The organism is Thermotoga petrophila RKU-1 (genome assembly GCF_000016785.1).
GTDB lineage: Bacteria > Thermotogota > Thermotogae > Thermotogales > Thermotogaceae > Thermotoga > Thermotoga petrophila.
Genome location: NC_009486.1, coordinates 994738 through 1007279, shown reverse-complemented (window position 1 = coordinate 1007279; position 12542 = coordinate 994738). Strand labels below are relative to the sequence as shown.

9 protein-coding genes are annotated in these 12542 nt (G+C 45.7%); 3 read left to right on the top strand and 6 right to left on the bottom strand.

The features are described 5' to 3' along the window. Positions 1 to 14: 14 nt before the first annotated feature. From TPET_RS04950 to malE, 6 genes are all read right to left on the bottom strand, one after another. Positions 15 to 605, bottom strand: coding sequence for a cache domain-containing protein (locus TPET_RS04950; protein ID WP_011943532.1), 591 nt, complete (start codon positions 603 to 605; stop codon positions 15 to 17). Between the two features lie 150 nt (positions 606 to 755). Next, positions 756 to 2198: an alpha-glucosidase AglA gene (gene aglA / locus TPET_RS04945; protein WP_011943531.1), complete on the bottom strand. Its 1443-nt coding sequence runs from the start codon at positions 2196 to 2198 to the stop codon at positions 756 to 758. 134 nt (positions 2199 to 2332) lie between these two features. Beyond that, complete coding sequence (gene aglB, locus TPET_RS04940; protein ID WP_011943530.1) at positions 2333 to 3754, bottom strand: cyclomaltodextrinase; 1422 nt, start codon at positions 3752 to 3754, stop codon at positions 2333 to 2335. Continuing rightward, positions 3751 to 6252 carry an ABC transporter permease subunit gene (locus TPET_RS04935; protein WP_011943529.1) on the bottom strand — a complete coding sequence of 834 codons (2502 nt, stop codon included), beginning with the start codon at positions 6250 to 6252 and terminating at the stop codon, positions 3751 to 3753. The genes aglB and TPET_RS04935 overlap by 4 nt, the downstream gene beginning before the upstream one ends. Beyond that, positions 6249 to 7982 carry a DUF4896 domain-containing protein gene (locus tag TPET_RS04930; protein ID WP_011943528.1) on the bottom strand — a complete coding sequence of 578 codons (1734 nt, stop codon included), beginning with the start codon at positions 7980 to 7982 and terminating at the stop codon, positions 6249 to 6251. The genes TPET_RS04935 and TPET_RS04930 overlap by 4 nt, the downstream gene beginning before the upstream one ends. Before the next feature lie 76 nt (positions 7983 to 8058). Continuing rightward, positions 8059 to 9237 carry a maltose/maltodextrin ABC transporter substrate-binding protein MalE gene (gene malE / locus TPET_RS04925; protein ID WP_011943527.1) on the bottom strand — a complete coding sequence of 393 codons (1179 nt, stop codon included), beginning with the start codon at positions 9235 to 9237 and terminating at the stop codon, positions 8059 to 8061. A gap of 261 nt (positions 9238 to 9498) precedes the next feature. Between malE and TPET_RS04920 the strand changes: the two genes are divergently transcribed. From TPET_RS04920 to TPET_RS09600, 3 genes are read left to right on the top strand one after another with little or no spacing between them, the layout of a single operon-like run. Then, positions 9499 to 11166, top strand: a complete 1668-nt coding sequence (locus tag TPET_RS04920) for an alpha-amylase family glycosyl hydrolase (protein WP_011943526.1) — start codon at positions 9499 to 9501, stop codon at positions 11164 to 11166. Positions 11167 to 11178: 12 nt separating this feature from the next. Further along, complete coding sequence (locus TPET_RS04915) at positions 11179 to 12291, top strand: hypothetical protein (protein ID WP_011943525.1); 1113 nt, start codon at positions 11179 to 11181, stop codon at positions 12289 to 12291. A 52-nt stretch (positions 12292 to 12343) separates the two neighbouring features. Then, positions 12344 to 12529, top strand: a complete 186-nt coding sequence (locus TPET_RS09600; RefSeq protein WP_011943524.1) for a hypothetical protein — start codon at positions 12344 to 12346, stop codon at positions 12527 to 12529. Positions 12530 to 12542: the final 13 nt, after the last annotated feature.

Below are 12542 nucleotides of genomic sequence, written 5' to 3'. Positions count from 1 at the left end.
ATATCATAAGATAATTAACACCACAACAAACCTATCCCCCTGAAGGGGAATAGCTTGCGTGGTTGGGGTTCTGTCACAGTTTCATGGTTATCAAAAGAATGAGGAAAATTACTCAAAAGTCTCTCCAGGAGTGTTTCAACAGATATCACACCGGTCACGTTTCCCTCGTCGTCCGTGATCACCTTGCTCACGGAAAACAAAAGCTCTTTTGTTTTGAACTCCCTGTAGGGAATCCCACCGGTGGGTTTAGGTCGGGATTCGAGGGCGGCTCTGTACCAGGGTCTTACTCTTGGATCGTATCCTTCTGCGGGTTCGTAATCGTTGATCAGAAGAAGTCCATTCTCGTATCCCGAGTACAGATAGTATATATCTCTGTCTGCCTCCTGGAAAATTCTGTAGATTTCCAACACTTTTCGTCTTTCCTCATCGGTCAGATAAGGTGCATATCGTACTTCAGGAATGCGGCTCAAAACATCAACAACATAGAATTTTCTGAAATATCCGTTTATGAAGGACGTCACGGTATTGTTCACGTTTCTTATGAAATCGCGGGCAGTTTTCATTCCGGAAAAGTAAAGCTGAAAGATACTCAGAACACATATCACAACAAATGCAACGATAAGAGCTATTGTTATCTTCCAGAAAAGTTCTTTTTTTTTTAAGAGAACTCATCTTTTCCCCCACTATCTTCTTTTGGATTTTTCAACACATTATATTATACATAAAGGGGCCTTTCAGGCCCCTTTCAGATCCTTTCATCTCTTCAGATAATGTTTCCGCATCTCTTCGTTTTCCGAGAGTGCGAGGATTTCCTCGATCACCTTTTCTACCTGTTCGTCGTTCTTCGTTCTTGGATCTCTGTAGAGAAGTTCTTTTATGATCCTTATGTCCCCCGTGAGGAACGCCTCCAGAGCCATTTCCATTCTCATGATCCTTGGTCTCAGGTAGTACTTGACCACGCGATCTGGAAGCGGTGGTTCGATCTTCTCGGGATGGATTCCGTTCTTGTCCACAAGGGCTGGGATTTCAACGACCACGTCATCGTCTATTCCGTGGATGATACCCCTATTTGGTATGTTCACCACGAATCTTGCCTTGTTATCGTTCAACAGCGCATCGATGAATGGGATGTGCTGCTCTCCACTCTTTCTTTCTGGATCGAGGATTTTCTCTACTTCGAGCACAAACTGCTTTTCTGAGAGGTCTTTTCCCAGAACACTTCCAAGGTCGGAGAGCCTCGCGGACGGATTTTCTTTGATGAACTTTGCCACCTTCTTTGTGATCTCCGTTACCTTTCCAAGTGTGTCCTGGTACCATTTCCAGCCTATTTCAGAATCTGCTCCTCCCCAGGGTTCACCGTACCATTTCTTCTTGGTCTCAAGATCCCTGTGGTACCTCCACGAAGAGTTTCTCACGGTGTCACCGATGGGCATCACACCGTAGAATCTGTACATATCTATCGCAGCGGGAGAGAGCTGATCGTTGAAGGGGTTCTCTGGTTTCCAATCTTTTGATTTTTCCTCGATCCACCTGTCAAGGAGGGGATACGCGTTCTCCCCGTTGTATCTGAACCTATTCAGCCAGATACCGTGGTTCACTCCTGCGACCTGCCAATCTACTTTTTCTTCTTCCAGCCCCAGTTTCTCTACGATCTCCATCACGCCGTAGTGTCCATGGCAGAATCCCACTGCCTTTATGGGAACCGTTCTTGTCACAAGGGTTGTTCCTTCGAAAACGGGATTCGCTGCCTGCAAGTACCAGGCTTTTGGGGAGAGCTTCTCTATCTTCCTTGCTATTTCAACGAAGTACTTGAGCTGGTTGTAGTTGGAGAAGGTGTAGTAGTCGGAGACCATGTTAAACTCCTGAGCGTCTATTCCTCTGTAGTAGCCGTATTTCTCACTGATCTGTCTGACTTTCTCCAAGTAGGTATGGCCACCCACCATCGCTGTGTTTATCACAAAATCCGCGTCGATGATGACGTCATCTAAATTCATGGTTTTTTCGAATTTCAGATCCGCTCCCACTTCTTCAACGTATTTTTTCGCGATGGTCAGAACAGCGTCGAGTCTTTCTTCGTCGATATCCATGAGGGTGACCGTGCTGCCAGAGAGTCCCGGCGTTTTGCAAAGATCACTCACAAGCCTCAGAGAAAACACCGCGCTCCCCGCACCGATGATACCGATCTTCACAGATGGCATAAAAACACCTCCCTGTATTTCGTATCCACCAGTTACAACTATATACTTTCCGAACGTTTTTTCCATGAATTCAAACGCTTCTTAAAAAATTAAAAGGCTGGCCGGAAGCCAGCCGGAATCTTCAATGAATTTTTTCAAACTCTCTTGTACAATCTGTACTTACCCACTCTCAGATCCTCGGGCTTGAGAATTCTGAAAGATCTCGCTGGAAGGGGAAGCTTCACAACCCCGCCGTCAACGTGGAATCTTTCTCCGCTGAACACATCGACAAGGGGAGTGGTGTTCATAATTTTCCCGTCGGGAATGGAGAGAACCAGCACCTTCTCTTCTCCTGGGTTCACCACCACGATGGTGTTTTGAAGAGGATGAGGAGCCTTTCTGAGAAACGCGAGAGGTGAGTCGTTCAGCAAGACAAACTCTCCAAAGCGCAAACCTGGATCCGTCCTTCTCAGTCTGATCATCTTCTTGTAGAACTCGAACAGATCAACATCCCATTTCTCTCTGTTCCATTCCATGGTGGCACGACACTCTGGATCTTCTCCACCTGTGAGACCTATCTCTGTTCCATAGTAAACGAGCGGAACACCGGGATAAGTGAACTGAAGAACTACAGCGAGTTTTCTCAGGTCTCTGTCGGGAACCATTGTGGCGAGTCTCGGGGTGTCGTGACTGTCAAGCATGTTCCAGCAACCGAATATGTTCTTCGTCTCCCTGTAAGCTCTTTCCAGGTGAAAACCTATGGAATCCGTCTCGCCGTTCACATAGCTCAGCACGAGGTTTCTGAAGTTGTAGTTCATCAGACCATCAACCATATCCCATCCTGCCGGGTAAGTCCATATCTCACTCACGAGGTACTTTTCTGCTGAGAACTCTTTCACTTTCATGTTGATCCACAGGTTGACGGTAGGTCCAAGATCGTGGCCGCAATCCAGCCTCCAACCGTCTATCTCCAGTTTCAGGTAGTGCTCGACAACTTTCAAAATGTATTCCTTCACTTCTTCGACTTCCACGTTCAGCTCGGGAAGGCTTCCAACGTCGAACCACGATCTGTGCCTATCTTTGTAAAGGAAAAATCTGTTCACGTACTCTGGATCGTTTTTCTTCGCTTTTTTGAACCACGGATGCTGACTCCCAACGTGGTTGAACACACCATCGAGAATGAGTTTCATACTCCTCTCATGGAGAACCCTCAAAAGGTGCAGAAAAGCCCTCTTTCCACCGAACTGTGGATCCACTCTGAAGTAATCGATTGTGTCGTACTTGTGATTGGTATCGGACAAAAAGATAGGAGTGAGGTACAGAACGTTGATTCCAAGTTCTTCAAAATAATCGACCTTCTCGGCTATTCCCCACAGATCTCCTCCGTAGAAGATCTTCACGTGCTGAGCACCGGGAAGTTTGCGGGGAGGAACTCCCCATTTCTCTATGACTCCTCCCCGCTTCAGGTACAGATCCTTTTTGTCTTCCACCGTTTTTCCCTTTCCGATGAAGAATCTATCTGGAAAGATCTGATACACGACACTGTCGTAAACCCAAGACGGCATCGGGTACATCATCCTTTCACCGATCCTTTCGTGAGTCCACCCACTATGTACTTCTGGAGGGACAGGAAGAGTATCACCATCGGTGTCATACCGAGGAGAGCGGCAGCCGTGAAAAGGCCCCACTCTGTTTCATAAGCACCCGTTGAGAACGTCCAGAGGCCGAGAGCGTAAGTGTAGTTTTTCACGTCCTGAAGAATGATCCTTGCAAGGACGAACTCGTTGAACGTCCCGATGAAGGTGAGTATCACTATGACCGTGAGGATCGGAAGAGCGAGTGGAACGACTATCTTGTAGAAGGTCTGGAATCTGGTTGCACCGTCGATCATAGCAGCCTCTTCTAGAGACGAAGGAATGGTGTCGTAGAATCCCTTTATGAGGTACATGTTGTAAGCTATGTTACCAAGGTAGGCAAATATCAATCCTCCGAGGGAATCCAGTCCCAGGAACGGAAGGAACTGACCGATGAGCTTCAAAAGACCGTATATCGCAACCATGTACATGATGGCCGGGAACATCTGAATGAGAAGGAGAGCCATGATTCCGTACTGCCTTCCCCAGAATCTCATTCTGCTGAACGGATATGCAGCCAAGGCACAAACAGCCGTGGTGATGAGTGAAACAAGGCCCGCGACGATCACCGAGTTCATGACCCATCTGAGGAAGTAATGCTTCGTCTTCTGCTCCCATATCTGCGCGAGTCTGTAGAGGTCTCCATCGATCTTTTTGAGATCGGACTTCAATTCCTTCAAAGGAATGGTGTCCATCAGAGTTCCTGCCTTTCTCGAAGCCACCGCTGTGTTCGTGAGAACTTCCTGAACGAAGTTCATCTTCACGAGGTCGTACAGCATTTCAAGATGCTCAGAAGAGATGTAAAGTCCTTTGAAGGAAAGATCAAGAAGATTTGAATAACTTTCTTTGAAGTCATCGAGGATATTCTGTGCGTTTTCAACGATTTTCAGAGCGTTTTTGTAACCCGTTTCCACCCGTCTGTTCAGATCTCTGTAGTCTTCTATCCAGGAAAGTTTCGTTGCAAGCTTTCTTATCTTTCCAATGAAATCGTCTCCCCCGTGTTCTGATACATAACCGCTCACAAAGTCCCTGAGGGTTCTATATATCGAAAGAAGTTTCATTTGTGCAGCGTTATTAAACGATTCTATATCTTCAAGGGAATCTATTCTGCTCTGGATCTGATGGTTGAAGATCTTGAGATCCAGATACATCTTCGCCGAAGAAATTTCTTTCTCTTTCTCAGAGAGGGAGGATCTCACATTGTTCAAGCTTTTCTCTAGGCCATCGAGTTTTGCTTCGAGTACTATGAATTCGTTTTCTATATTCTTCAAATCCTTTATCTTTTGAACGAAATCGTCAATTCCGTCGCTCACTTTCTCTACGATTCCTTCAACAATAGGAACCGTTTCTTCAAAGGATTGAACAAAGCTTCCATAGAGGGCTTTCTTGGAAATGTCACCATCTTCGCTTACCACATTGTTTATCTCTTCTAAAGAACTCTTCATGGCAAAGATCTTTTCTGAGAGATCCGAAAGATCTGAAAAAGCAGAGATTTTGTTGTAGAGAGTGTTGAGTTCGGACAGGAGTTTTTCGAGTGAAGATTTCAATTTTGAGTCTTCATAAGGGAAAGCAGTTTCCACTTTACTGTTTCTGACACTGTGCACCATATCTTTGAGTTTGACGAGAACTTCGCTCACGGAATCGATGTCAGGCTTCAAAACCTCGAGTACTTTTTGTTTTTCCAAGATTTCTTTTTCAAGGGTTTCCTTCTGTTTCTTGAGGGTGGCTATTTCCCTCTGAAGGGTTTCAATTTCACCATTGAGTTTTTCGATCTCTCTCATGAACGTTCCTACCTCTTTCTCGTAAACCAGTCCAAGTTCAGAAAGAGCATCGTTCAGAGTGTCCTGATTCTCAACGCTGTAACCCACTACTTTCTCGATCACGTCCTTCAAAGCCTGAAATTCAGCACTTCTAAAGCTTTTGCCTTTCAATCTTTCATAGAGTGCAACAGCGATCCTCTGTGAATCGGGCAATGGGGTTTTATCCATCTGCTCCTGAGTCAATTTCTTTGCCTCTTCCAGAACATCTTTTGTGTAAGACAAAACATCGGAGAACTTTTGAGAAAGAGCCTCTTCTATTTTCGAATTTCTCGCATTGACATCTTCCAAAAGTTTCTTCGTTTCGGCGAGGTAATTTTCAAATCTTCTAATTCGATCTTCGACGAGACGGTCCGCTTTCTCTCTAGAAACATTGTCAAAAGGTTTCACTCTGGAAACAAGGCTCTGCATCTCCTGTATGAGGACGGGAAGATTCTTCTCAGGCGCCACCAGATCCTTGTAGTGCTGAATGGTGAGCCGGGATGAGAAGAGCTTCGGGGAGAAAGCGGCCTCATCCCTCCTGAAAGAGGTAGAAACAACCCAAACGATGGGGAAGAGAACCACAACAACAAGAAGTGTTAGAAGAACATGCGTGAGCCATCTATTCTTTTTTCTCACCATCATTCACTCACCTCTTCAAACGCACCAGAGAGTTTGAAGTTCACGAAGCTGATTCCACCAACGAGGAAGAATATAATGATGGATATGGCGCTGGCAAAACCGAAGTCCTGTCCCCTTCCTCCCTCAAAAGCGAGCTTGTAAACGTATGAGATCAAAATGTCGGTGTGACCAACAGGGGTCGTGGTTCCGGGCATCGCGGGACCTCCACCGGTGAGCAGGTATATGTTCACAAAGTTGTTGAAGTTGAAAGCAAAACTTCCGACCAACAGAGGAGCCACAGTGGTCATCAGAAGCGGAAACGTGATGGTCCAGAATCTCCTCCATTTTCCAGCTCCATCGATCGCAGCGGCTTCGTAGAGCTCCTCTGGAATGCTCTGCAAAGCTCCGAGTGAGACGGCCATCATGTACGGAAATCCCAGCCACGTGTTGACGGTGAGAACGGCAACCTTCGCCCAGAACGGATCGTTGAACCACTTCACCGGATCCAATCCCAAGAACGGAAGAACAAATCGGTTGAGAATTCCATAAGTCTCGTTGAACATTCCGTTTCTCCAGACGAGAACGGAAATGAAAGCTGGCACAGCCCATGGAATAATGAGTAACGTCCTGTACACGTTCTTTCCCTTCAGTGTTTTATCGTTCAGAACAAGAGCGAGGGAAAGACCTATCGCGAACGTGAAAAGAACACTGAGAGCAGCCCAGGTGAACGTCCAGGTGAAAACCTTGAAAAAAGGACCAGCGATCTTCGGATCGGTGAATATCCTGGAGAAGTTCTTGAAACCAATGTATTCCATGTATCCAATCACGAAAAATTCTCTTCCATTTTCATCGTAATCGTAAAAAGCACCTTCTCTCTCAACGAGATGCCTTCCAGTGAGATTGTTTTTCACCACAAGTTTCGTTGTTATCCTTCCGTTTTCGAGGGATTCTTCGAAAGACAGAGAGTAAATCCTCTTCACTGGATAAAAGTTCCATTCCCCATTTTCACCTATTCTGAACATGTAACTTTGATCCTCGAGCCAAAACTCCGCCCTGTTGAGATACTTCTGAACCACATTTACCTTGAAGAAAGGTTCGTACCTCTTCAGGGAAACCTCTTCAGGTGAGTAAAGCGGTTTGTAAATTTTACCGTCTGAATAGACGGCGTTCACCTCTTTTATGGAAGCGGGCCAGGGGACTATTTCATAAACCTTTCCATTCACTTCGGCGGTTCCATCCTTCACGGGAAAAAGAGTTGACTCTCTCAAAAGGACTTCTTTCCCACTCCTCTTTGCGACAACGGGGCGCTCCGCGATGTAGATGTTCCCATCTTTCTCGAAGAGAACAACAAAATCCTCGGTAGGATTCAGACCATCGAACACGGAGAAGACCATGTATTCAACAGGTTCAGCGCTCTCTGGAACATAAGTGTAATTTGGGTCGAAAAGAATTCTCTCGATGGCCTCTTGTTTCGTCATGAGGTGTCCTGTTCCATAATTGGTGAACGCAACCTTCACAGTGAAATATATAGGATAGAGAACGAGCACAAAAAGTAATATCAAAGCGGGAATGGTGTATCTGTAAGGGTAAGCCTTCGGATTGAAAATGAAGTAATCTATGAGTACGAGAAGCGTGAGAAGAACGATTCCAAGTTCATAATAAGAATTTTGAAGCAGGAAAATTCCTGCCCATACCATTCCTGAGTTGAATACAGCGAGAAACAATATCAGAAAGATTTTGAGAAGCCCTTTCACAGCGATCAGACCTCCCTGAATTTTTAAAAGAGGGGGAAAAGTCCCCCTCTTCTTTGACTAATGATAGCACTTCGAATTATTTTTCTATCTGTGCCTTGATTTTTTCCACAGCCTCTTTGAGAGCATCTTCGACACTGGCCTGTCCGTTGATAATGATGCTGAGAGCGTCTCCCATGGCAGACCAGACAGGAGCCATTTCCGGCACGTTTGGCATCGGTGTTCCCATGGAAGCACTCTGGGTAAACGCAACAACGTCAGGATTGTCTTTGACGAGTTCGAGGACATCTTTTCTTGCAGGAAGTCTTGGATCTGCGAGGTATATCTTGTACATGGTCTCTTTTCTCGCAATGAAGTTCGTGAGAAATTCCATGGCGATCACTTTGTTTGGAGACTTGGCGTTGATCATGAATCCCTGAACACCAACGAATGGTTTGGCAGGAACACCCGGTTCGAGCTCAGGAATGGGAGCAACTCCGTAGTTTATACCCGCGTCTTTGTAAGATTTTATAGCCCAAGGTCCGTTGATGATCATAGCCGCGAGACCTTCTTTGAACATGGAATCCATCGTTCCGTAGTTGTCACCCGGGGTGAGAACACCTTCATCGATCATTCTCTTTATGAGTTTCGCACCTTTGATTGCTCCTTCGTTCGCGAGTCCAATGTCTGTCACGTCGAGTCCCTGAGGTGTTTCCTTGAAGACGTATCCTCCGTAACCCAGAATGAACGGCGCAGAGAAGTAGAAGTTGGCGACATCGTAGATGAAACCTCTGACTTCTCCTCCGTATTCCTCATCTATCTGTTTTGCTTTTTCTATGAGCTCGTCCATGGTCTTAGGAACAGAATCAACGTAGTCCTTGTTGTAGATGAGAGCAACCGCTTCCATGGCGTACGGGACTCCGTAGAGTTTTCCACCGTAAGAGAAAGCTTTGAGAGCCGTGTCATAGAAATTCTTCAGATCAGAGAAGTTGGGAATGGGTTCGATCAAACCGTTGACGGCGAGTTCTCCTACCCAGTCGTGCGCTCCAACAATGATGTCTGCACCCTGTCCCTGTGGAGCCGCCGTCAGGAATTTGGATTTGATGCTTCCAAAATCAACGTACTGAACTTCAACAGGGATTCCGTACTTTGCCTTGAATTCTTCCCCGAGTTTCTGGAGGATGTCAACCTGCTTTTCGGAACACCAGATGGTGAGCTTTGTTTGTGCTAACACAAGGGCAGAAACCACAACAAGCATTAAAACGAGCAGTCTCTTCACCATAGACACCTCCTTTGGATTACAAAGAGTTTACTGTCAGAAAATTCACAAAATGTTTCACTAAGGATTTTAACACCGAATTTTCGTGATGTCAATCTGGATTCGAATCGGTGTTTTTAAATTATTCATCAACCGTTTCATTCAGAAATATCGAAATTCCGTTAACCCTATTGACACGTTGTGAATTGGGTGTTAATATAAACAGACGGATTTGTGTTAATTTATTGATTGTGGAATGTTTCGAAAAGAGGAGTGGAGGTTGTGAAGAAGACTTTTTTACTGCTTGCTCTGGTATTTTTACTCTTCCTCACCTCCTGCTTTCAAACGTCTATGAGTCAATCCCTCGTTTCAAGTAATCCACATTCAAACAGCACAAACACAGGTGATTCAGCCTCCAACCTTTCTATTAATGAAGTAAAATACCCCGTCGTCTACGAAATTTTCATTCGCTCCTTTTACGACAGCGACGGAGATGGTGTGGGAGACATAAACGGTGTTTCTCAGAAAGTTGACTATCTGAGGAAACTCGGCATTGACGCTGTGTGGTTTATGCCCTTCAACGAGGCTGTTTCATACCATGGATACGACATAACAGACTACTACAACGTCGAGAAAGACTACGGCACCATGGAAGATCTCGAAAACATGATCCAGGTGCTCCATGAGAACGGAATAAAGGTAATAATGGATCTCGTGATCAACCACACATCCGATGAGCATCCCTGGTTCAAAGACGCCGTGGAAAACACGACCAGCTCTCCGTACTGGGACTACTACATAATGAGTCTTGAAGATCATTCTGGTCAGGATCACTGGCACTGGAAGATCAACTCAAAGGGTCAAAAAGTCTGGTATTTCGGACTTTTTGGCTATAACATGCCGGATCTGAACCACGACAGTCAGAAAGTGAGAGAAGAAGTAAAGAAAATCGTGGATTTCTGGATTTCCAAAGGTGTTGATGGATTCAGAATAGATGCTGCAAAGCACATATATGGCTGGTCCTGGGACGATGGGATACAGGAGTCGGCCGAATATTTTGAATGGTTCAGAGATTATGTGCTTTCCAAAAAGCCCGATGCCATACTTGTGGGAGAGGTGTTCAGCGGAAACACGTACGATCTTTCTCTATATCCAATTCCCGTTTTCAATTTCGCCCTCATGTACAGTATAAGGAACTACCCAGAAGGGCAGGATGGAATGATAGAAAACAACTGGGTTGAGGAGTCTTTCCTGTTTCTTGAGAATCACGATCTCCACAGGTTCTTCTCCCATCTTCAAGAACATTACAAAAAGTTCTCCGAGTCCGACTACGAGTTCATCAAAAAACGTGCTGCTCTCTGGTATTTTCTGATATTCACACTGAAAGGATCTCCTGTTATCTACTACGGCGGTGAAATTGGAACGAGAGGTTTCAAGTGGCACGGTCCTGTATATGACGAGCCGGTGAGAGAGCCGATGCAGTGGTACGCAAGCGGTACAGGAGAAGGTCAAACCTTCTGGACAAAGGAAGTCTACAAAAACGCGGGGATAACCTTTGGAAACGCTGATGTTGACGGATGTATCTATGACGATCCTTACGATGGCTTCTCCGTCGAAGAACAGGAAAACGATCCGAAGAGTCTTTTGAATTTCATCAGATTCATTCTCAACTTCAGAAAAGATCACGACGCCATTTTGAATGGAGATCAAACGATCTTCAGGGACTGGAAAAACCTCATAGCGTTCTACAGAGAATCCTCCAACGAAAAGCTGTTGGTGGTCTTGAATCCGGATCCAGTCTGGCAAAACAGCTTCACTTTTGAAGAAAACATGACGATGATTCTCGAGGTAGATTTTGAAAACTTCATCTGGAACGAGTCAAACGTGTCTTTTTCAGCGGGTGAATCCTTCACTGTGGATCCCATGAAAGCGTACATTTTCAAAAAGTGAGGAGGTGCGAAAATGAAAAAACTCTTCCTGGTTTTGGCGGTCTTATCTCTTGTTCTTTACGGATGTCTGAGAACACCACCTGTCGTCAAAGATATGGTCACCACCGATGGTTCTCTCAGCGACTGGGGAAGCAAGATCAAGGAAGACGCAGCAGATGATTCCAAATGGGGAGCTGACAACGAGCTTTTGAAGGCAGGTTTGCTCTTCGATGGTGCAAACATCTACATCGCCGGTGAATATGTGATAGGAGGCGATGGAAACGTTAATGTCTTTCTTGTTTTGATCGATCTTGTCGGTGTGACCGGAGCTCAGACAGTCTCCTACACGGGTTTGAACGATGGAAACAGAAACTTCACAAACCCCAACGGCGACATAGATCTCATCGTTGAAGTGAATCAGAGCAACGAATACAAAGTCTGGAGAGTGTCTCAGGATGGAAGCCTCACAGATATCACCGACCAAGTGACCGCCCAGTTTGGAACTGGATCTACAATAGCAGAACTCAAGATCCCAATCTCCGAACAAGTTAACCAGGTGAAAGCTGTCTTCGCCATCAGCGGTGGAACGGGTGGCGGAAATCAGTGGGTAGGAGACTTCTATCCAAATCAGCCAGACCACGATTCGGCGGAAAATGGTGGTATTCCACAGCCAGCACCTGTTGTGAATTTCGTTGTGTGTGACAGCCAAGGTAATGTGACAGAAGAGATAAATCAGACAGAACCTACTCCAAGTGAAGAACAGCCCGCTCCACAACCCACAGCTACGATAACCGTAGATGGAGATTTGAGTGATCTTGGAACTCCCGTTGCAACAAGCACAAATCCTGGTGGAGGAAATGGAGCAGATCTGTACCAGCTCTATGTGACATACGATGCAACGTATCTTTACATAGGATTTGATACTCAAAACTCTGGATCCTGGGATGTTGCATACGGAATAGGAATCGATACAAAACCTGGTGGTTATTACACTGGAGACAGCGATGCGTGGGGAAGAAAGATAAACTTCGACGCTGGATACGCTGTGGACTACGAGATCTATTTCTGGTGGAGTGGAGGTTCTGGCGTGACTAGCGACAATTTCTGCATATGGACTGGATCGGACTGGGATTATATCAATAAGTGATGTTTCCGGAACGTTTGCCCACACAGGGGACACAACAGACGGTCTTCAGACGATGGAGATAGCGATTCCATGGAGCGCTATAGGAGGAAAACAGGACGTGGCCCTGATTGTCTGGATAACAGGAGGCGGTGGTTCAGCTGTAGACAGCATTCCTGATGATGATTCTACAATTGATAATGCCGACGAATGGAATGACTCTGATACTTTCACGAATCTCTATCTTCTCCAAGTGAACTGAGGAGGTGATCTCC

What these genes read in the sequence shown, in the direction of transcription:
- aglA (WP_011943531.1), bottom strand. Translation starts at nt 2,198, where the DNA reads ATGCCATCTGTGAAGATCGGTATCATCGGTGCGGGGAGCGCGGTGTTT.
- aglB (WP_011943530.1), bottom strand. Translation starts at nt 3,754, where the DNA reads ATGATGTACCCGATGCCGTCTTGGGTTTACGACAGTGTCGTGTATCAG.
- TPET_RS04935 (WP_011943529.1), bottom strand. Translation starts at nt 6,252, where the DNA reads ATGATGGTGAGAAAAAAGAATAGATGGCTCACGCATGTTCTTCTAACA.
- TPET_RS04915 (WP_011943525.1), top strand. Translation starts at nt 11,179, where the DNA reads ATGAAAAAACTCTTCCTGGTTTTGGCGGTCTTATCTCTTGTTCTTTAC.
- TPET_RS09600 (WP_011943524.1), top strand. Translation starts at nt 12,344, where the DNA reads ATGGAGATAGCGATTCCATGGAGCGCTATAGGAGGAAAACAGGACGTG.